Annotated in this window: 19 protein-coding genes; 16 read left to right on the top strand and 3 right to left on the bottom strand. The window is 36.9% G+C overall.

All coding sequences use genetic code 11. From position 1 onward, the window contains the following. Genes HZR84_03700 through gdhA form a run of 9 tightly spaced genes read left to right on the top strand, consistent with a single transcriptional unit; the run spans position 1 to position 10,959 of the window. Positions 1-3,039: a tetratricopeptide repeat protein gene (locus tag HZR84_03700; GenBank protein ID QNL21079.1), complete on the top strand. Its 3,039-nt coding sequence runs from the start codon at positions 1-3 to the stop codon at positions 3,037-3,039. After that, positions 3,032-4,681: a hypothetical protein gene (locus HZR84_03695; GenBank protein QNL21078.1), complete on the top strand. Its 1,650-nt coding sequence runs from the start codon at positions 3,032-3,034 to the stop codon at positions 4,679-4,681. The genes HZR84_03700 and HZR84_03695 overlap by 8 nt, the downstream gene beginning before the upstream one ends. Continuing rightward, on the top strand, positions 4,681-5,745 hold the full coding sequence (locus HZR84_03690) for a hypothetical protein (GenBank protein ID QNL21077.1): 1,065 nt from the start codon (positions 4,681-4,683) through the stop codon (positions 5,743-5,745). Before HZR84_03695 ends, HZR84_03690 begins: the two co-directional genes overlap by 1 nt. A gap of 5 nt (positions 5,746-5,750) precedes the next feature. Beyond that, positions 5,751-6,428, top strand: a complete 678-nt coding sequence (locus tag HZR84_03685; GenBank protein ID QNL21076.1) for a MotA/TolQ/ExbB proton channel family protein — start codon at positions 5,751-5,753, stop codon at positions 6,426-6,428. After that, the gene (locus tag HZR84_03680) at positions 6,428-6,817 is read left to right on the top strand and encodes a biopolymer transporter ExbD (protein ID QNL21075.1); all 390 of its coding nucleotides are present in this window, start codon (positions 6,428-6,430) and stop codon (positions 6,815-6,817) included. The genes HZR84_03685 and HZR84_03680 overlap by 1 nt, the downstream gene beginning before the upstream one ends. Continuing rightward, entirely contained in the window at positions 6,817-7,656 is an 840-nt protein-coding gene (locus HZR84_03675; protein ID QNL21074.1) for a hypothetical protein, read from the top strand. The genes HZR84_03680 and HZR84_03675 overlap by 1 nt, the downstream gene beginning before the upstream one ends. Positions 7,657-7,662: 6 nt before the next feature. After that, the gene (locus HZR84_03670) at positions 7,663-8,937 is read left to right on the top strand and encodes a bifunctional folylpolyglutamate synthase/dihydrofolate synthase (GenBank protein QNL21073.1); all 1,275 of its coding nucleotides are present in this window, start codon (positions 7,663-7,665) and stop codon (positions 8,935-8,937) included. A 2-nt stretch (positions 8,938-8,939) separates the two neighbouring features. Further along, on the top strand, positions 8,940-9,608 hold the full coding sequence (gene trmB / locus HZR84_03665) for a tRNA (guanosine(46)-N7)-methyltransferase TrmB (protein QNL21072.1): 669 nt from the start codon (positions 8,940-8,942) through the stop codon (positions 9,606-9,608). Position 9,609: 1 nt separating this feature from the next. Then, positions 9,610-10,959, top strand: coding sequence for an NADP-specific glutamate dehydrogenase (gene gdhA / locus HZR84_03660; GenBank protein ID QNL21071.1), 1,350 nt, complete (start codon positions 9,610-9,612; stop codon positions 10,957-10,959). Here gdhA and HZR84_03655 read toward each other — a convergent pair. Together HZR84_03655 and HZR84_03650 are read right to left on the bottom strand one after the other, a co-directional pair. Then, a complete protein-coding gene (locus HZR84_03655; GenBank protein ID QNL21070.1) occupies positions 10,956-11,588 on the bottom strand; it encodes a PorT family protein in 633 nt (210 codons plus the stop codon). The two genes, gdhA and HZR84_03655, sit on opposite strands and share 4 nt — an antisense overlap. Next, on the bottom strand, positions 11,588-12,181 hold the full coding sequence (locus tag HZR84_03650; protein ID QNL21069.1) for a hypothetical protein: 594 nt from the start codon (positions 12,179-12,181) through the stop codon (positions 11,588-11,590). Before HZR84_03650 ends, HZR84_03655 begins: the two co-directional genes overlap by 1 nt. A 91-nt stretch (positions 12,182-12,272) precedes the next feature. On the opposite strand from HZR84_03650, the gene HZR84_03645 reads away from it, so the two are divergent. From HZR84_03645 to HZR84_03615, 7 genes are all read left to right on the top strand, one after another. Next, complete coding sequence (locus HZR84_03645) at positions 12,273-12,989, top strand: hypothetical protein (protein QNL21068.1); 717 nt, start codon at positions 12,273-12,275, stop codon at positions 12,987-12,989. Further along, a complete protein-coding gene (locus HZR84_03640) occupies positions 12,976-14,631 on the top strand; it encodes a S8 family serine peptidase (GenBank protein QNL21067.1) in 1,656 nt (551 codons plus the stop codon). Before HZR84_03645 ends, HZR84_03640 begins: the two co-directional genes overlap by 14 nt. Position 14,632: 1 nt before the next feature. Next, positions 14,633-15,307 carry a ribulose-phosphate 3-epimerase gene (locus tag HZR84_03635; GenBank protein QNL21066.1) on the top strand — a complete coding sequence of 225 codons (675 nt, stop codon included), beginning with the start codon at positions 14,633-14,635 and terminating at the stop codon, positions 15,305-15,307. 45 nt (positions 15,308-15,352) lie between these two features. Beyond that, positions 15,353-17,716: a TonB-dependent receptor gene (locus tag HZR84_03630; protein ID QNL21065.1), complete on the top strand. Its 2,364-nt coding sequence runs from the start codon at positions 15,353-15,355 to the stop codon at positions 17,714-17,716. Between the two features lie 70 nt (positions 17,717-17,786). Then, positions 17,787-18,371 carry a penicillin-binding protein activator LpoB gene (locus HZR84_03625; protein ID QNL21064.1) on the top strand — a complete coding sequence of 195 codons (585 nt, stop codon included), beginning with the start codon at positions 17,787-17,789 and terminating at the stop codon, positions 18,369-18,371. Positions 18,372-18,443: 72 nt separating this feature from the next. Next, on the top strand, positions 18,444-19,802 hold the full coding sequence (locus HZR84_03620; protein ID QNL23179.1) for a hypothetical protein: 1,359 nt from the start codon (positions 18,444-18,446) through the stop codon (positions 19,800-19,802). Then, positions 19,803-20,009, top strand: a complete 207-nt coding sequence (locus tag HZR84_03615) for a hypothetical protein (GenBank protein ID QNL21063.1) — start codon at positions 19,803-19,805, stop codon at positions 20,007-20,009. It begins immediately after the preceding gene. Here HZR84_03615 and HZR84_03610 read toward each other — a convergent pair. Beyond that, complete coding sequence (locus tag HZR84_03610; protein QNL21062.1) at positions 20,006-21,721, bottom strand: Na/Pi cotransporter family protein; 1,716 nt, start codon at positions 21,719-21,721, stop codon at positions 20,006-20,008. The genes HZR84_03615 and HZR84_03610 overlap by 4 nt on opposite strands. Positions 21,722-21,832: the final 111 nt, after the last annotated feature.

The raw sequence follows: 21,832 nt of genomic DNA, 5'->3' as shown, positions 1-21,832 counted from the left end.
ATGAAAAAAGTTTGGCCGGGAATCTTAGTATTAAACCTGGTTTTTAACGTCTGTTTTGCACAAAACACACAGATTTACAAGGATAAAGAGCTTCTATACAATAGGGCATTAGACTTATTTGAAAAGCAATTATATAATCCTGCCAGGTCTGCCTTTTCGGACTATGCACAAAGTTATTCTGACGAAAGAAGCATTTCAGCCCATTATTACAAATCGCTTTGCGGCTTGTATCTGTTCCACCCCGATGCGGTAGATGGACTTAAAAATTTCCAAAACAACTATCCGCAAAACCCTCACTCGCTGAGAATCAATTTCGATTTAGGCACTTTTTTTTATCAAAAAGGCAATTTTAGTGATGCGTGCATTTATTTAAGGAAAGTTGACTATAAATATTTAACACGAGAAGAAAGCGTTGAATCCCAATTCAAACTGGCCTATTCTTTCTTTAATCTTCAGCAATTTGATGAAGCTGCCCCCTATTTCAACCGTGTGAAAGGTTCCAACAGCAAATACGGCAATGCGGCCTATTATTATTCGGGCATAATTGCTTACAAATCAGGAAATTACAATCAGGCTGAAATGGATCTGAGATTTCTTGAAAGTGACGCTTCATATAAAAATTTAATTCCTGAACTCTTGGCAAATATTTACTACAAACAGGGCGAATATGAAAAACTTAAAAAAATAGGCGAGGATGTTCTGGAAGATCGCGGGGTTAGAAATAAAAGATCCATTTACATGATTTTAGCCGATGCCTATTTTAATGAAGGAAACTATGAAAAGGCCAATGAATATTTTGATAATTTCAATGAAGGCCGACGCTCTTTGCCCGATGCAGGTACTTCCTATAGAATAGGATACACAAAATTTCAGCTCAAAAATTTCGAAGAAGCAGTGCCATTCCTTGATCAGGCTGCATTCAGAGGCAATGACTCTTTGGTTCAAATGGCATCCTTTTATTTGGGAAGAGTTCATTTAAAAAATGACAATATCCCATATGCGGAAAATGCATTTGAAAAAGCCAGCAGTCTGAATATTAACAAAAATGTGCAGGAGGAATCATTTTTTGCCTTGGCCAAACTGAAATTTGATTCAAGACTCAGAGCACAGTCAATTGATTTATTTCAGAATTATCTTGAAAAATACCCCAGGGGAAAATACACAGAAGAAGCCAATCAATATTTATCCGAAGCTTATTTGACATCGAATAATTATCAAGCTGCAATAAAACACATTGAATCGTTGAAAATAAGTAATAAAGTCATTGACGAAACCTACCAAAAAGTTACATTTTATCGGGGTGTTGAGCTGTTTAACGATCGAAGTTTTGAAGAAGCGGTGTCCAATTTTGACAAATCATTGTCAAAAGCCTTAAGCAAGGAATTTGTAAAATTAGCTTATTTCTGGAAAGGCGAGGCACTATCTATCCTTCAAAATTATGATGAGGCGATAAATTCCTATGCCGGTGTTTTTAGAAATGAAAATAGTTCTTCTGCTGAAATCTTTTTAAAAACGCGTTACGGCATTGGCTATGCTTATTTTAATACCAAACAATACGACAAGGCTTTACCGCATTTTAGCGCATACACGGACGCACTTGAATCTGCTGCGGATAAAATGAATTACGGCGATGCCCTGGTCCGTTTGGCGGATTGCCATCTTGTATTAAAAAACAACCAAATGGCATTTAATACCTATTTGAGGGCAAGCAAAGTTTATCCCGATTATCAGGATTATACTTTTTACCGATTGGGGGTTGTGAGTTGGTTTTTGGGCAATCAAGGAGATGCTTTGAAATATTTGGGAAAGATTTTAGCTGATTATAAAGACTCTCGCTATTATGACGATGCCCTTTATGAAAAAGCAAATATCTATTTTGAAAATGGAGAATTTAACAATGCGATATCCGGATTTACAAAACTTATAGAAACACAGGAAGTAAGTCCATTTATTCCTTATGCCTATTTAAACAGGGGTATATCATATACCAATCTTAATAAACCTGAAAACTCAATCAAAGACTATAGAAAAATACTACATAAATACGCATCACACAAAACGGCCATAGACGCAATTACCGGATTGCAGGAAGCCTTACATTCAACAGGAAGGGATGATGAGTATGAAGGCGATAAACAAAAATTTGCCCGGGCCAACCCAGAAAGCGATGCTTTAATTACGCTTGATTTTGAAGGAGCCCGAAACCAATATTTTGCCGGAGATTACAAAAAGGCTATTGATAAATTTAAATCCTATTTGAAGGATTACGGTGAAAACAGTTATTTCTCTGATATAAATTATTATCTCGGGGAGTCTTATTATTTAATCAATAAATACGATAGCGCCCTAAAATACCATCTTGAAGTACTTAAAATTTCAAATTCTAATTTCCTGAATAAATCCATCCTGAGAACCGCGGATATTCAATATGATAAAGAAGAATATAAAGAGGCAATACCAAAATACAATTTACTTAAGTATTTGGCGAGAACGCGAAATGAAGAAATTTTTGCATGGCAGGGCTTAATGCTGAGTCATTATTCTTTGGCAAACTACGATTCCTCCATGGGCTTTGCTCAATTAATTACAGAGCGGGGGGAAGCCGCCTTTGGTGCGAGAAATAAGGCATTGCTTTTTCTGGGGAAAGCCTCCCGGGCTATAGAAAAATTCGATAAAGCCGAAGAGTATTTCCAAAAATGTATTGAGGCGGGAGATGATGTGCATGCAGCAGAGGCATTTTTTAACATCGCCGAGATAAAATACATTTTGGGGGCCAATCAAAAATCAATTGATCTTTCTTTAGACCTGATCGGCAAATATGCTCATTACCCAGAATGGAATGATGCTGCATTTTTATTGATTGCCAAAAACTTCTTTGCAATGGAAGAATATTTTCAGGCGCGAAGTACGCTTGAATCTATCATAGCCAATTCACCTTCTGAAAATACGGTGAATGCAGCTAAGGAATTGTTAATCAGTGTCAAAGAAAAAGAGGCGATTGTGCCTATTGAAGAAATAAATTTGGACAGTATTGAATAAGCTATTTAAAATATTGCCAATAATAGCCTTTACTTTAAGTCACTCGCTTTTAGCTCAAAATAATGAAGGGGAACTTGAAGACATAGAAGTTGTAATCCAGAAAAATAAAGATATAACGCTTCCGAGGGCAAACAGAAACTATCAAAAAATAAGCGAAATTCCTCAACCTGAAATTAAGCCATCAGCTCAAATGCAATTTGGAGAACACCGAATTGGATTGTCTCCACTTGACCCTTCAATTAGAATTAACAAACTTAAAAGCGAGGGTTTGGATAAATTATACGGCAATTATGTAAGAGGGGGAATTGGGAATTATGCCAATACTTATCTCGAAGCTTTTCTTGGCAATAAAAGGGAAGACAAGGGCTATTATAATATTTATGTAGGGCATAATGCCTTTGGAAGCGGGCCGGTCGAAGATTCGGATAACAGCAGAAATCATATCGCGGCAAATGGAGGGATATTCTATGATAATTACAGCCTGAGTGCAAATGCCTTTTACGATAGACAGCATTTTAATTTCTATGGTCTATATCCTCCACGATTTGTTCCAATTATTATTAATCCTGAAGATGAGCCAATGGATCAACTGTTTAATCGCATAGGTCTAAGTACCAGTTTGAGTAAAACAGATCCATTGGATTATTTGAATTTTGAATTGGGAATAGGTTTTGAGCATCTTGATGATAAATTCAATCAAAATGAAAATTGGCTTAGTCTGAATTTAGATTCTGATTACGAGCTCAATGTTGGTAAAAAAATAAGATTGAATGCCAGATATATATTAGCTAATTACAGTCTTGATACTTTCTCAAGTACAAGGCACTTAACCGAAATAGCACCACAATATGTCATTGAAACCGGCAATTTTGAAATAAGTGGAGGTCTAAAAATGAGTATTGAATCTGATACCAATTTGCAGGGAGATTTTCACCTTTATCCATTGGCTCATATAGAGTATAAATTACTCGATGAAAAGCTAATTCCTTATGCTGGAATTGAAGGAGGAATAGTAAGCAATGGATTGAACTCATTTGCAGCTCAGAATCCATTTCTGGATGAAGGGAATATTCTCAGCCATAGCAATAAAGAATTGGAAATTAAAGGAGGACTGAGAACATCATTATTAAAAAAGTCACTTATTGACGTTTATATGTCATATTCTGCGATTGATAATTTGCCTTTATTCATCAACAATACCATCAATAACAGATTTTTGGTTTTATATGCTGAGAATGCCTCTATTTTCACGGCCGGCTTAACCTTTAATACAAAACCACTGAACAATTTAGAATTTGGAGTAAGTCTGGAATACAGGAATTACGGCTTTAGCGATACTACCAAAGCCTGGCATCTGCCTTCTGTGGAAAGCCATATTTACTCAAAATTCAATATCCAAAAGAAGATATATATGAATGTCGATATTTTTTCCATTAATGGTATATTTGCTTATACAACCATGGAAGCTAAGAGAGCACTTGACGATATTCTGGACATAAATCTTCAATTGGAATATAAGTTTTCAGAGCGCTTTTCAACTTTTGTGGAGTTGAAAAATATACTATCAAACGAATATCAGCGCTATCTTTTCTATGATAACAGGGGAATACAAGCTAGAGCTGGTTTAACTTACACTTTCTAATGGAAATGATTGCAAAGTTTTTAAGACAATATCTGGCACATAATGATCAGGCCTATATACCTAAATTGGGAACCTTTTACGCTAAAAATTTAAAGGCAGATGTGGATCCATCAAAAAAGGAAATGAAACCGCCTGTTAGAACAGTAAGCTTTAAACAAGAGGCTTCAAAAGACAATTCCTTTATAGATTTTTTAGCCAGGGTTGATGGAAAAAGCATTGATGCCATAAAGAAAGACCTGTCAAAATGGGTAGATGAGTTAAAGAAGGAAATAGTTGCAAAAAAGAAAGTAGAATTAGATGGTCTTGGCCATTTGGGTGTCAACTCAGCCAAAAAGGTTGTTTTTAAAGCACTTCCCGATTTAAATATTTCTCCGGATACGCTGGGAATGCAAAAAGTAAAAGCCGAGCCCATTAGCAAAAAAGCCAGCCCAAAACCTGATGATAATAAAGAAAAGCCAAAAGATGAGAAAAGCAAAGAGGATAAACCTAAAGAGGAACAAAAGGAGGATAAAAAAGAAGTTGTAGCTCCTATCGCAGAAACAGCTAAAGATGCCAAATCTGCTTTAAAAGATACTCCAAAAAAAGTTGAGAATAAATTTCTTAAAAAAGAAGAGAAAAAGAGAAACCCAATTGTGCTCGTATTAATAATTCTGATAATACTGGTAGCAGCTTCGGGCATAGGCTACTATTTTTTAAACCAGCACAAAGAGCCCGTGATTGTTGAAAAACCGGAACCTGTACAGGAACCGGAACCAGAGCCTGAACCGGAACCCGAGCCAATAGTCGAACCTGAGCCTGAGCCTAAACCGGTAGTTACAATTTCGGAAAAAAACGGACGTTTTTATGTCATTGGCAACAGTTTTGAAATTGAAGCTAATGCGTATAAATTCAGAGAAAATGTAATGGCAAAGGGACAGAATGATTCAAAAATTATTCTTCCAGATAATAAAAGTAGATTATATCGTGTATCTATTGCTGAAGCAGAAACCGTTGAAGGGGCTATCAGTAAAATGGAAGAATTGCGATCTGAATTCGGAAACACTATTTGGGTATTAATTTATTGATTCAAATGACATTATTGCAAATCGTTGCTGCTGATTCTTTAGGGAATGCCGCGGCACAGGAATCTGTTTCGGTTTTGGACCTCCTTTCAAAAGGGGGCTGGACAATGATTCCAATTCTACTTTTATCTATAGTAGCTGTATATATATTTGTTGAGCGGCTTTTAACACTTCAAAGAGCTTCAAAACTGCCAAAAACCTTTATTGACCAGATTAAAAAAATGGTGTTGGATGGAGATATTCAGGGTGCCAAAGCATTGTGTATCCAGGTAAATTCACCAACGGCTAAAATGATTGAAAAAGGAATCAGCAGGTTGGGCAGTTCATTAAAAAATATTGAAGCGAGTATTGAAAATGTGGGTAGAATAGAAATTTACAAACTCGAAAAAAACCTGAATGTTTTGGCCACCATTTCCGGTGCTGCTCCAATGCTGGGATTTTTTGGAACGGTTTTGGGTATGATACAGGCATTTATGGCAATTGCACAGGAAGAAGGTTCTGTAAGCCCAAAACTCTTGTCATCGGGTATTTATGAGGCCATGGTTACAACTGCAGCTGGCTTGTTTGTTGGAATCATAGCTTATATAGGCTATAATTATTTGATTACCAGAGTGCAAAAAGTGATTCATAGAATGGAATATAATTCCATTGAATTTGTTGATTTATTGCAAGAGCCAAATAAGTAATGGATTTAAGGTCAAAACATAAAATTGATTCGGGATTTAGCATGTCTTCAATGACGGACATCGTTTTTCTATTGCTCATCTTTTTTATGTTGACGGCATCCTTTGTCACACCATCGGGTTTGCCGGTTAATTTGCCCAGCAGCAAGAGCACAACCACGGTATTGCAAAAAGTATCGGTTTCCATTACAAAGGATTTGCGTTTTTTCGTTAATGATAAAGAAGTACCCAGAGCCAGGCTTGAGCCTGCGCTCAGAAATGAACTGACTGAAAAAGAAGGCGTAGTTGCCTTGCATGTCGATAAATCAGTACCCGTAGAGCATCTTGTTTATGTTGCAGGTATTGCCACATCGTTAAAGGCCAAGGTTTCGATAGCTGCAAAACCAAAATAATGCAGGAACAGGAATATAAAAGGAATCATCGCACCGGACTAATTATTAGTCTTGGCATTCATGGTGCTTTGCTTCTCCTTTTTATTTTTTTACTAGCATGGAGTCCTCCGGACCCACCAATTCAGGAATATGGCATTGAATTGAATTTCGGTATTGATGAAAGTGGTTCCGGTGAGGTTGAAACAGAAGAAGTGTCTGAAGTAGAATCTGAAGCGGAATCAGATAATGAAACAGAATCTGAGGTAGAAACAGAGCCCATTGAAGAAATAATTGAAGAGCAATCAGAAGAACCAAGTGAAGAAATCGTAGAAGAAAGTAAAAGTCCGGATTACGATGACAGCTCCAGCCCGGACAAGGTTAAAGAATCCGAGGAAACGATAGTTAAAAAAGAAGAAGTTAAAGAAGAAAAAAAGTCACCTGAAAAACCGGTTGAAAAACCCAAACCACTAATTACATATCCAAGCGGAGGTGGCAAGCAGGGAGAAGGAAATACCAATGATAAAGGTAATCAGGGTGACCCTCGCGGTGATGATGGAATCAGCTATAAGGGAAATCCCGGGTCAGGTGGGGCCAGTCTGGAAATGTCGGGTTGGAGATGGGATAAAAAACCAATTCCAAACGATCCGACGGAAGCAACCGGAAAAATTATATTTGAAATTGAAGTTGATAAATACGGTACTGTGGTATCGATTAAAACTCTGGAAAAAACAGTGAGTCCATTGGTTGAGAAAATATATCGCGACGAGGTATTGAAAACCTCTTTTTCCAAAACTTCCGCCGGTGCTGCAGCCGCCGAAAGGTCTCTTGGCAAAATCACTTTCGTAATAAGAAGCAATTAGATCTCCATGAACTATCAGGAAACTTTGGCCTATCTATTTGAAAGGCTTCCAATGTTTCAGAGAATTGGGAAAAGTGCATTTAAAAAGGATTTGAGTAATACACTCAAACTTTGCGAGGCATTGGGAAATCCACAAAACAAATTCAAATCGATTCACATTGCCGGCACCAATGGAAAAGGATCAACTGCCCACTCACTGGCTTCTATATTGCAGGAAAGTTCTTATAAAACGGGTTTATATACTTCACCTCATTTGAAGTCCTTTACCGAAAGAATTAAAATCAACGGAGTAGAGGTCTCCGAGGATTATATTGTAGAATTTGTCCACCTTCACAATGAGCTCATAGAAGATATTCGTCCTTCTTTTTTTGAAATAACCGTTGCCATGGCCTTTGATTATTTTGCTAAAGAGAAAGTGGATATTGCCGTATTGGAAGTTGGAATGGGGGGGCGTTTTGATTCTACAAATGTTATTGATCCTATACTTTCCGTGATCACCTCTATCGATTTGGACCACATGGAATTTTTAGGCCCGGATATATCAAGTATTGCATTTGAAAAAGCGGGTATAATAAAAAATGAGCGTCCCGTAGTAATTTCGGAATGGCAGGAAGAATCAGCACCAATATTTATTGAAAAAGCAAAGCAATGTCAGTCCGAAATATATTTTGCCGAAGATGATGTTGAAATTGAATCTAAAGGTGATGGAAAATACCTGGTGAAATCAGAAATTTTTTATGATATAATAGACTTTGAACTCAAAGGGGATTATCAGATTCACAATTTACCCGGTATCATAAAAAGCGCGGAATTGCTGAATTTTTTAGGCTATGAAATAAAGACAAAATCGATTTGCATTGGTTTGGAAAAAGTCATCAGAAATACGGGTATTAAAGGCCGGTGGCAGATTTTATCCAAAGAGCCCTGGATTATTTGCGACACCGGACACAATGAGGAGGGAATGCGCTACATCCTAAACCAAATCAACAATTATAAATTCGATAAACTCATTGCAGTACTTGGATTTGTCAATGATAAAAACATAAATAAAATTCTGGATTTTTGGCCAAAAGACACACTATTCATTTTTTGCCAGGCAAATATTCCGAGAGCAATGAATACGGATGAAATAATTAAAATCGCAGAAGACAAAAACTTGTGTTTTTTAATTAAAAAGGATGTAAATAAGGCCATTGAACTCGCAGAGCAAAAAGCATCTATAAACGATTTTATTTTTGTCGGAGGAAGCACATTTGTGATTGCGGAAATAAAAGACTTGTAAGAATGGCAAGACAAAAGAAGAAGAAGTTTGCCGAAAATGAACTGCGACAAAATTTAATTCAACCCGGAAAAGCAGAATTCGGCAATTTGAAAGGAAAATGGGCTTCTAATTTTTTCAAGAATGATAAACCCATTGTTTTAGAGCTGGGTTGCGGAAGAGGTGAATATTCAGTGGGTCTGGCGCGTTTGTTTCCCAATAAAAATTTTGTTGGGGTTGATATCAAAGGCGATAGAATGTATAAGGGCAGTAAAGCAGCAGAAGAAGAAAACCTAGATAATGTTGCATTTCTACGAATAATGATTCAGGAAATTGATGATCATTTTGCCGAAAATGAAATTTCCGAAATATGGATTACCTTCCCCGATCCCAGGCCTAGAAATAGGGACATTAAACGGAGATTAACTTCAGAGCGTTATTTTAAAAAATATTATCATCTAATAAAAGATGGCGGAATATTTCACCTAAAGACCGATTCTAGGCCCTTATTTGATTTTTCATTAGAACTCATAGAAAAACTTCCAAAGGACAATTTACTTTATACCTATGACTTGTATAACTCTGATTTAAAAGATGAACACTTCGGTATAAAAACGCGATACGAGGAAAAATTTATGAAAGAAGGGTTTTCTATTAATTATTTAAGGTTTAATATTATCTCAAATAAGACCTAACATGTCCGATATAATTGAAGCACTTAAAAAACGCAATCCCGGAGAAACTGAATTTCACCAGGCGGCGGAAGAAGTTATTGACACCATAAAACCGGTTCTCGATAAAAACGAAAAATATCGCAAACACAAAATTTTAGAAAGAATGTTAGAGCCCGAACGGCTAATTTCATTCAGGATAGAATGGATCGATGATTCGGGTGAAATTCAGATTAACAAAGGCTACCGCGTTCAAATGAATAGTGCAGTAGGCCCTTATAAAGGAGGTTTGCGTTTCCATCCTTCAGTAAATCCAAGTATTCTTAAGTTCCTGGCTTTCGAACAGATCTTTAAAAATGCACTTACTTCCTTACCATTGGGAGGAGGGAAAGGTGGATCCGATTTTAATCCGAAAGGGAAATCAGAATTTGAAGTAATGCGTTTTTGTCAGGCATTCATGAAGGAACTGTATCGACATATTGGCCCCACTCTGGATATTCCCGCAGGAGATATAGGCGTAGGAGGCAGGGAAATTGGTTATTTATTTGGTGCTTACAAAAAGATTGTCAACGAATTTACCGGTGTTCTTACCGGAAAGGGGCCCGGATGGGGTGGTAGCTTGATCAGGACAGAAGCTACAGGTTATGGCCTGGTTTTCTTTGCTGAAAATATGTTGAATGAAAAGAATGACGATCTGAATGGAAAAGTATGTCTTGTATCGGGTTCCGGGAATGTGGCTCAATACACCATGGAGAAATTAATACATTGTGGAGCAAAGGTGGTCACGTTTTCAGATTCTTCCGGTTATATATATGATGATGAAGGTGTGAGTCAGGATAAATTGGAGTTCATTAAGGAATTAAAAAATGAAAAGAGAGGCAGAGTAGAGGAGTACGCCAAAAAATACAAAAACAGTCAGTTCACTGCAGTGAATAAAGATTCGGATTCTAATCCTTTATGGGATAACAAGGCTGATTGTGCTTTCCCCTGTGCCACGCAAAATGAAATCGGCACTAAGGATGCCAATAACATTGTAAAAAATGGCATTAAACTGCTTGCAGAGGGGGCTAACATGCCTTTGACTGCAGAAGCAATAGAGATCATTTTAGATAATAAGATAGCTTATGCCCCGGGGAAAGCGTCCAATGCAGGCGGAGTTGCGACTTCAGGCCTTGAAATGACCCAAAACCGATTGGGTATGTATTGGGAAGCTACAGAAGTAGAAACCAGATTAAAATTAATCATGAAGGGCATTCACAACAGTTGTCTGGAAGCTAGTAAAAAGTACGGAATGGAAGGAAATTATATGGCTGGTGCAAACATAGCAGGATTTACAAAAGTCGCGGATGCTATGCTGGCTCAGGGGATTGTTTAATTTAAAATAATAGGCAAGGTATATCCTGTCAGAATCTGAATATTAAAGGATCTGAATTCATCAACCTGGGCATTATTGGGAAAAATTATTCGCTCCCTACGCATATTTGTGATTCCACTTGCCATTCTCACTCCGACATTTAAGCCAAAGTCAAAATCATAATCCACCTGGAGTATAGCGGCTACATCCCAGGAATTATACAAATCTTTGTTTTCCCTGGAAGTGTCTTCTGATCTTATATGTCCGCTAATAATATTTGAAAATTGCAGACCGGCTTTTAACTGAAAAAAATCTTTGGATGGTTGTATTCCAATTAAAAAGGGAAAATCAGCATATGTGGTGATTAATTCTAACCTCGGAAATGTATCAAAGGCGGTTTGTATGGAACCCTTCGATGTTACCTGCATTCCTGTTTCAAAAAGAAAAATATCATTTGGCCTGAATTGAAAATACAAACCGGCTGCAGGCCCGCTTCTCATTAAATGTTGTATTGAAGGATAATTTAGTTTATAAGTTGAGAAAGAATAACCGAGTTTTGGGATCAGGCTAACTTCAAGCTGAGAAAAAGCTTTTTGAGAGGAAATGAACAAGAAGCATATAAGAAAAATATTTAGGACTCTTTTTTTCATCAATCTATTTCAAGATATTCAAGAATATCAGCGAGTTCATCAAAATCTTTAAACCCCGGTCTAATTTCATTGCCACCCTTTAACATAATACCTGCGGGTTTTAGTTCTTTCTCAATCCATTTAAGATTTTTCATAGTGATACCAAAGCCCAATATTAATTGAAATTTTCCTGCCAGGCTTAGTAAAAGCTTCTTTTGCGCTTCATCTATATTTTCAGTGTCTTCACTACTTTTTAAAAGGAGATAATCATAGTGATCTAAATGCTCAACCGAAGACTTCAAAGATTTAGAACTCTCAATGTTGAATTCAAATATTTTCGATTTTTCATCCTGAGGAAAAAGACCTGCTTCTTTGCTTAAATAAGAGTCAAAGTCCATTTTGAGTAAATCGGCATTCAAATTATAATTTCTAATCTCTAAAACGGTTTCAATTCCCTCTACCCATTGCAAAATTCCCTTTAGGTCATTCTCCGACAATATACTGCCCAGATCCTGACTTGAAAAACCCAACCATTTAACGCCCATTCCGGCACAATATCTTGCATCAGAAAGGTTATTAACTGAAGCTATGTACACAGGAATTCTTAAAGCCATAATTAGTATTAAAATTCAAAGCTCATAGTAATTGTTTAGAAAACCTACAGAAAGGTATTTATAAGTTAAATTTGTAAACAAATTGGATTTGTTGAAATACCTGATATATACATTCATTTTAATCATTTTTTTATCCTGCAATAATGATGATGATAAAATTGTACCGGAAGCAGGATACAACTATTTTCCACTTCAATTAAATTTATACCGGGATTATAAAATAAACAATACAAAATATTTTCTAAGGCCGGATTCCACACTGAATAAGGTGGTGCCTGACTCAACGGTAAAAGAGTATTATTTACGCGAAATCATCGCCTCTAAATTTTTGGATTTTGAAGGTGATTCTGCTTTGCGAATTGAAATTTACACAAAAGCTCAGCTTTTAGATGAATGGCCGAATCAACCTGATTCCATTGCCATCGCTAAAATAAAAAATGATGAATTGATTTATGAAATCAACAACCGCACTTTGATCAAACTTATTTTTCCGGTAAAAAATGGACTTAGTTGGAATGCGAACAAATTTAACAGTTTGGGTGAAGAGATTTACTCAATAAATAATCTTGGTGCCTCGATTCAACTGACTGATACAATTTTAAGTCCGGCATTAAGCATAATTCAAAGTGATATCGAAAACTTAGTTGAAGTTGATAAACGAACCGAAGAATATGTTTTAAACGTTGGATTAGCAAGGAAAAATACCCGAATATTGCAATATCGGCAGTCCAATGGAATGGTATTAACCGGAGAAATTGAAAAGGGTACTATTTTTAGTCAGGAATTAATAAAAAATGGTAAAATTTAAAGCGCTTGGAATCCTTTCACTAATTGTACTTCTGTCAATTGGTAATTCACTTTTAGCCCAGAAGAAATACGTCGTATATTTTAAGGACAAGGCCAATACCTCCTATGATTTGTCAAATCCACTCAGCATGATTTCCCAAAGAGCACTGGACAGAAGAACTAGACAAGGCATTTCTATGGATTCATCTGATATTCCTGTCAATGTAAATTATGTTTCGCAGGTTGAGAGCACCGGTGCGCTGGTCATCCGACAATCAAAATGGTTCAATGCGGTGGTTGTGGATTGCGACTCGATCACTCTTAATCAAATTCTGACATTGCCATTTGTGAAAAATGATCAGAGAATATTTAAAGTAAAACAACCGGATCGCGAATTTGAAGAATGGGAGATTGACAGAAAATATACCTCAAATGCCAAAACTCAATTTGACTATGGGGCCGCTGCGAATCAGATTACAATGCTGGGAGCAGATGTGATGCACAATGAGGGTTTCGACGGCACAGGAATGTGGATAGGTGTATTTGATTCTGGTTTTAGAAATGCCGACAGCATTGCAGCATTTGATCATTTGCATCAAAGTAATCGAATTTTAGGGACTTTTGATATAGTTGAAGGAGATCAAAATGTCTACGATGAACACAGCCATGGAACAAGTGTACTTTCATGCATGGCGGCTTTCTCTTCGGGCGAAATAATCGGAACCGCTTTTGGCGCCTCTTATTTTTTATTCAGAACTGAAGATGTGTTTTCCGAGACACAACTTGAAGAATTTAACTGGTTGGTAGCTGCTGAACAAGCAGATAGTCTGGGGCTTGACCTAATCAATACCTCTTTGGGCTATTCTACTATGGATAACTCTCAATTCAGCCATAGCTATGCGGACATGGACGGAAACACCACCATAATCTCAAGAGCTGCTGAATTTGCAGCCAAAAAAGGCATTCTTTGTATCAATAGTGCCGGGAATGAAGGCAATGGATCTTGGTATTATATTACTGCCCCGGCCGATGCCGATTCAATTATTACTGTAGGAGCTGTGGGCGCAGACAGCACTTTAGCTGCATTTAGCAGCAGAGGGCCAACAGCGGACGGAAGAATTAAACCCGATGTTATGGCCCAGGGTTTGTCCACGGCGGTGATAAGTTCTAGTACCGGAAATGTTGTAAACGGTTCCGGAACTTCATTTTCCGGGCCATTGATTGCCGGTTTTGCTGCCTCGCTTTGGTCTGCTTACCCAAATAAAACAAACATAGAGATGATTGAACTTATTAGAATGTCTGCAGATAGATATGCAAATCCTAACAACGATTATGGTTATGGAATACCCAACTATTCAAAAGCTAAATTTTTAAGTTCGCTTAATGACTTAAGCGATTCAAATGCTGATTTTAAGTTTTTCCCAAATCCTTTTTCTTATAATTCAAACTTGACTTTACAGGTAAGTGCGAAAATTATAGGTAAACAAGTAAAGATTGAAGTGTATAATACAATAGCATCTCTGTTAAAGAACATAGAAATCAAATCAGCCGATTATATAAATACTATTGATTTGTCTGAAAAATTTATGAATTCTAATATCCTGTATTTACGTGTCAGCACGGATGAAGAATCAAATGTATTTAGAATTGTAAAAGCCCAATAATATGGCCAATACCTTAATTGCTCCTTCTTTACTTGCAGCCGATTTTGCCAATATTGAGAAAGAAGTCAATATGTTAAATCAAAGCGAAGCCGATTTTATTCATCTCGATGTTATGGACGGAGTTTTTGTACCAAATATTTCATTTGGATTACCTGTCATTTCTGCAGTAAAAAAACATGCAAAAAAGGCTTTGGATGTTCATTTGATGATCGTTGAGCCCGATAAATACATTGCAGATTTCAAAAAGGCAGGTGCAGATTGGATCAGTGTTCACTATGAAGCTTGTCCCCATTTGCATCGCAGTATTCAAAATATTAAAAGCCATAATTGTAAAGCAGGTGTCGTTTTAAACCCGCACACGCCGGTGGAATTGCTCGACAATATATTGCCTGAGCTTGATTATGTTCTTTTAATGTCTGTAAACCCTGGATTTGGCGGCCAAAAATTTATTCCTCATGTTATTGAGAAAGTAAGGAAACTAAGAACTATGTGCGATGATAAAAATCCGGCCTGTCATATTGAAGTGGATGGAGGTGTAAACGCCGTGAATGCAGTTGAACTAGTAAAAGCCGGGGCAGATATGTTGGTTGCCGGTAGTTTTGTATTCAATTCTGAAAATCCCACAAAAGTAATTTCCGATTTGAAAAATATCAGTGCCGATTCTTACGTTGCCTGATCACAATCATTGATGATCCCAATTCGGTTTTCTCTTTTACTATTATTGATTTTTTTAGCATTCGCTGCTAATTCTCAGGATCTGGCCAGAGTATATGGTGTGGTTAAAGACGAAACGGGAATACCCGTAGAGTTTGCCAATGTAATAAGCAATTCCGATCAGAAATTATCTATTACCAATTCCAAAGGGGAGTTTTCTTTAATTACTACAGCTGGAATTGATAAAATATTTACGGTAAAATTTGTCGGTTTTAAGTCTCAGACTTTCATACTTAATCTCAATGCCGGAGAAGAAAAGTATAGGGAAATATATTTAGAAGAAGAAACCAAACTTTTGGAAGATGTAGAAATCAAAGGTGATCGTTCTGAAGCGGAAAAAGAACAGGTCAGTGTGATAGCAATAGACCCGAAATTGCCCAAAATTCTACCTAGTGTTAGTCAGGATTTCAATAAAATTATTGCCACCTTGCCCGGTGTAATCGCTCAAAATGAATTGTCGAGCGAATATGCGGTTAGGGGAGGAAACTTTGACGAAAATTTGGTTTACGTCAATGATATATTGGTTTACCGACCATTTTTAACCCGATCCGGCCAACAGGAGGGATTAAGTTTTGTCAATTCAGATCTCACTTCCAGTGCAGAATTTTCAGCCGGAGGTTGGCAGCCACGTTATGGTGACAAATTAAGTTCAGTTTTAAATGTTACCTATAAAGAGCCAGAGGCATTTGGCGGATCAATTTCTGTAGGCTTATTGGGAGGTTCATTTCACCTGGAAGGAAGTTCTCCAAATAAAAGACTTTCACATATTACAGGAATACGTCATAAAAGGACTGAATTTTTATTAAATACACTTGAAACGGAAGGGGAATATTTACCGCGTTTTACCGATCTGCAATCCTATATAAGTTATGATTTGAGTAAAGTTCAGGGAGAGGGTAAAACAAAATTGGGTTTCCTCAATGCCTATAGCAGAAACCGTTACAATGTAATCCCGGCAGCAAGAGAAAGCACTTTTGGTACCGTTCAGGAAGTGATCAGGTTATTCGTGGCGTTTGATGGACAGGAAGAAATGGAATACGATACATACCAGGGGGGACTCAGTTTGAAACACAAATTCTCAGAAAAATTTAAAAGTACGGTAACACAATCTTTGACCATTACCAGGGAAAGAGAAAATCAGGACTTGGAGGCAGGTTACCGGCTTTGTGATGTAGGGACAAATCTTGCGGACACCAGTTTTGACAAATGCATTTCCGAAAGGGGTATAGGTACGATATATAATTATGGCAGAAACAGTCTTTCAGCAAGTATTTTAAATACTATAAATAGAAATGAAATTAAGTTGAATGAAAAAAACGAATTGGAATTCGGATTACAATACGGGACTGAAATAATAGAAGATCAGCTCAATGAATGGTCTTTTATTGACTCTTCGGACTATGTCAATATCACTGAAAATAGAAAAAGCAGTATTGATCTAAACTCACATCGTTTTGAAGGATATGTACAGCATGAAATTCAACCCGATTCCGCAATTAAAATTACCTATGGTCTGCGCTTCAATTATTGGAATTTAAATGATCAGTTATTGGTATCGCCTCGGATACAGGTCTATTATCATCCAAAATGGAATAAAGATTTTACCTTCAAAGGTGCCCTGGGGGTATATCAACAACCTCCATTTTACAGAGAATTGAGAAATTTTGATGGAAGCGTGAATAAAGATGTGCTGGCGCAAAGATCATATCACGCCATTATAGGTAGTGATTATCGCTTTAAAATTTGGCATAGGGATTTTAAATTGACAACTGAAGGCTATCTCAAATACCTGGACAAAGTCATTCCATACGATATAGATAATGTCAGAATTCGTTATTATCCTAAGGTAAATGCGGAAGCCTATAATATTGGTTTAGATGTTAGAATTGGTGGAGAGTTCATAAAAGGAGCAGAATCCTGGTTTAGTTTGGGAATACTTTCTTCACGCGAAAATCTCGAGGGCGATGATAATGGTTTTATACGACGGCCAACGGATCAAAGGTTAAATCTGGGCATATTTTTTCAAGATCATTTACCAAAAAATCCGAGTATCCGTGTTTATATTAATTTGGTTTACGGCACAGGTCTTCCGTTTGGACCTCCGAGGAGACCGGAATTCAGAGCTCAGCTTAGTGCGCCATCTTACAGAAGGGCCGACGTAGGCTTTACAAAAATTTTAACCATAGGAGGTAAAGGTATTCGCGATGGAGGTTTTAAATCGATAAAACTGGCTGCCGAGGTTTTAAATATTATCGCAGCCAATAATACCATTTCCTATATCTGGATTCAGGATGTTACTGGAAATACTTATGCCATACCTAACACGCTTTCCCAACGATTTTTGAACTTCAGAGCAATCGCTGAATTCTAAATTTTATTTTTTGGTATAGTTATTGGTTTATGTTTTTCAAATCATAATTTTGGTTGTAAATAATCACAAAATGAAAAATTTAAGAATAATTCTAATCGCCATTGCTTTTTTAACTATTGGAACCGCTTGTAAACGCAGCGTTACAAGAGTAAGTCCCGATCAGCAAATTGACCTTAGCGGTCGCTGGAATGATACTGACTCAAGGCTTGTTTCCGAAGAAATGATCAGAGATGTATTGTCAAGGCCCTGGCTAGAGGATTTCCGTCAGGCAACAGGGGAAAAGCCCGTTGTTATTGTGGGGATGATGTCCAACAAGACTTCTGAGCACATTGAAACGGAAACATTTATCAAAAACATAGAAAGAGAATTTATTAATTCCGGTCGTGTTAGGGTTGTTCAGAATTCTGTATTCAGAGAAAAAATGAGAGAGGAAAGAGCTGATCAAAATGAATTCTCAAGTCCTGAAACGGCTAAAAAATGGGGTAAGGAATTAGGTGCTGATTTTATGCTTTTTGGCGTGTTGACATCAATCACCGATTCTTACAACAAGGAAAAGGTTGTCTTTTATAAAACCAATCTTGAACTGGCGAATCTGGAAACCAATGAAAAGGTCTGGATTGGTGATAAGGAGATTAAGAAATACATAAAAAATTAAGCATATACTTCTTTGAGAGCATTTAAAATTGCATCTGCATACCTGCTCCTGGTAGTGTTGCTGGGAGCTTGTATGACTTATTATCAAAGATACAGGGAGTTTAACCAAAGTTTTGAAAATGGCAACCTGGAACAAGCCAAAAAATTGCTGGTGGCTGATGATAAGGGAGAAAACAGAAAGAGTAGATTTCTGTATTTCACAAATTTAGGTGTGGTTAATTCTATGCTTTCAAATTATGAAGAAAGCAATGCCTGGTTTGAAAAAGCCTATATTTTTGGAGAAGATTACCGCAAAAATTACCTGAATTATGCGGCTTCTTTTCTTACCAACCCCAAAATGACCGTTTATCCCGGTGAAGACCATGAACATCTTTTGGTTCCCTATTACAAAGCCATAAACTATCTAAAGCAGGGGAATTTTGAAGCTGCCCTTGTAGAGGCCAGAAGAATGGATATTCGGCTAAATCAATTTAGTGATAAATATAAAAGTGATAATAAATTTCAGGAGGATGCATTTATAGACCTTTTGATTGGCCTCATCTACGATGCTTCAAAAGATTATAATAACGCATTTATAGCCTATAGAAATGCTTATAATACGTATGAAAATGAGTACAAGACGCGATTTGGTCTGTCTGCTCCTGACCAGTTGAAAAAAGATTTATTAAGGACGGCCAAATTATCAGGATTTTATACCGAAGTAGAACAATACGAAAGAGAATTTAAAATGAAAACTCCCGATCCATTGGCTTCCAATGAAGGCAGGGTTTTGTTTATTTGGCATAATGGCCTTGGTCCGGTGAAGGATGAATGGGCAATTAATTTTGTAATTATCAAAGGAGCCGGTGGAGTTGTAAATTTTCAAAATGAGGAGCTTGGCTTAAATTTTAATTTTGTAATGAGCAGCGACGATAAATCCTCACTGGGAGATTTGAGAACCTTAAGAGTGGTGTTTCCAAAATATGTCGAGCGGGAATTGTTGTTTACTGATGCTTCTGTCCAATGGGAAGGGGGTAGCTCCAGGTTATTTAAAGCAGAACCTGTGAATGATATAGCAAGACAATTGTTAAAACAGAGAATGCTCAAGGAAATGGGAGAAAGCTTATTGCGGGTTGCCATTAAAAAAGCTGCGGAACAAGCCATACGTCAACAAAGTGAAGGAGCCGCCGTTGCTGCAAGTATTATTAATATGGCAACCGAACAAGCCGATACCAGAAACTGGCAAACTTTACCACACAGCATCTATTATACCTGGTTGGAGGGAGAAGAAGGCAAAAAGGACTTAAATTTAAAATTGCTTTCCTCCAGATTTAGCAGTTATAATTCTCAAAAAAATATTTCTGTAGAATTTGAAAAGGGCAGAACCAAAGTCTTAACCTATCATTCTCTTGACGTATCCCCGAGATACAATCCTGTTATGGATTCTTACTGAATGAAAACACTGAGAATTTTCATATTACTTCTTATTATCATTTCCATTTCGGGAGCAATGGAATCCTGTAAACCGAGATATGGCAGCAGGTCGCTTGAAAAACGGAAAAGAAAACTCAAAAGAAAATATAAAAGAAGCGGAATTAACGATTGTCCTGTATTTGATTGCAGGAATTATTCTGAAATAGAAACCAGTATTTCTTCCTAAGCGGGTATTTCCCTATTGGCGATTTGATTTATCGATCTTATTCTGAAATAAATTTGCTCTGTTATGGAGTGAAGCCTTGAGAAATAAACATTCAATTTGGCTTTGTGCTTTTTCTTAAGTTTTGATTCAAGATGATCATCTTTGATCCTTTTAAAGGTATCCTCCAGATAAGCCAGCTCCTGCTTTTTTTCCAATTCACCCTTTTGAAAATTGTTTTGGAGTAATTTATTAAAGTCACCTAATGAATTAAATATATGTTTCAGTAATTCGTCCAATTGGTTTTTATGTTTTTCCTTTAGTTTCAAACCATTATTTCTATTTAATTCAATTTCTTTGGCCATGTATTCCAATAGGTCGGCAAAATCTTCAAGCTCACTGCTTATTTCCATGTATTGATATATTCTAAGTGAATTATATCTACTGGTTTCTTTTTCAGATAGTTCTATTAAATAATTACTAATGTTTAAGTCAAATTCATTGGTTATATCGGCATAAGCTTTTATACTTTTTCTTAATTCCCTATTTCCGTTATCATCATTATCGCTATTTGCAATATAGGACCTTAAGTTTTGAAATGATTTTTCAACATTATTGACAAACTCGACAAGTTCGAATTTTACATTACTCATGGCCTTATTGATGTCTTTTAAATCACCGGCATTGAGATATAATGGAAGACTGAGATCATCAAAATGTTTTTTATCCTTGACCAACCTCGTCACCGTAGAAGCAATGAAGTGACTAAACCAGATCAGAATAAAAACATTTAAAATGTTAAACACTGTATGAAAAATGCTCAAACCAATGGGGACGCTGCTTGCAGTTTCCATTGGTGAACCAAAATTATTTTTTTCCATATACCAGTTAATGGCCGTAATAAAGAAAGGCATTAAAAATACCATCCAAATCACTCCGAATACATTGAAAATGAAATGTGCTCTGGCTGCTCTTTTGGCATTCGTATTGGCCACTAGTGCTGCCAGGTTTGCTGTAATTGTAGTACCTATGTTTTCACCCAAAACCATAGAGGCGGCAAGAGGAAATGGAATCCATCCCTGATTGGTCATTACCAATGTCAGCGCCATAGCAGCACTTGAGGATTGCACTACAATAGTTAATATGGTTCCTATAAATACGAATAATACTGTGGTTAATAATTTTCCAAAATAGCTTTTGTCCTCATAAGAGAACCCCTTTAAAAACTCCAATGCTTGTGGGTTATTCTGAAGATCGGGAACTGAGTCTTTTAAAGCCTCCAAACCCATGAAAAGAAGTGCAAAACCAATTAAAGTTTCAGCGAGATTTTTAAAATTATTGTTTTTTGAAAAGAGAAGTGGGAAACTGATTCCAATTATAATTAGACTGAAATCCGCAATTTTAACCTTAAATCCAAAAATAGAAATTAGCCAGGCGGTTATGGTTGTTCCAATATTGGCGCCCATGATAACACCTATGGATTCAATTAAAGATAAGAGGCCTGCGTTTACGAAACTCACCACCATCACTGTAGTCGCCGATGAGCTTTGAATTAGACAGGTGATTAAAAAGCCAGTAATTACCCCAAAAAACCGATTGGACGTCATGGTGGCCAAAATCTGTCGGAGTTTGGTTCCGGCTACTTTTTGGACACCGTCACTCATGATTTTCATGCCATAGATGAAAAACCCAAGAGCCCCTATTAAAGTAAGTAAGTCAAGTAACCCGTAATTCATTGTTGAGTTACTTTAAAGAAAAAGCATTTTCATTTTTATGATTAGCGCTGCGCTGTGAAGGTAAAGATGAAGGTTTAATTCAGCAAGAAGTAAGAATTCAATATTAAGAAT

The organism is Hyphobacterium sp. CCMP332 (genome assembly GCA_014323545.1).
Taxonomy (GTDB): domain Bacteria; phylum Bacteroidota; class Bacteroidia; order Cytophagales; family CCMP332; genus CCMP332.
Note: the sequence above shows the minus strand (reverse complement) of the source record. Positions and strands in the feature narration are given on the sequence as shown.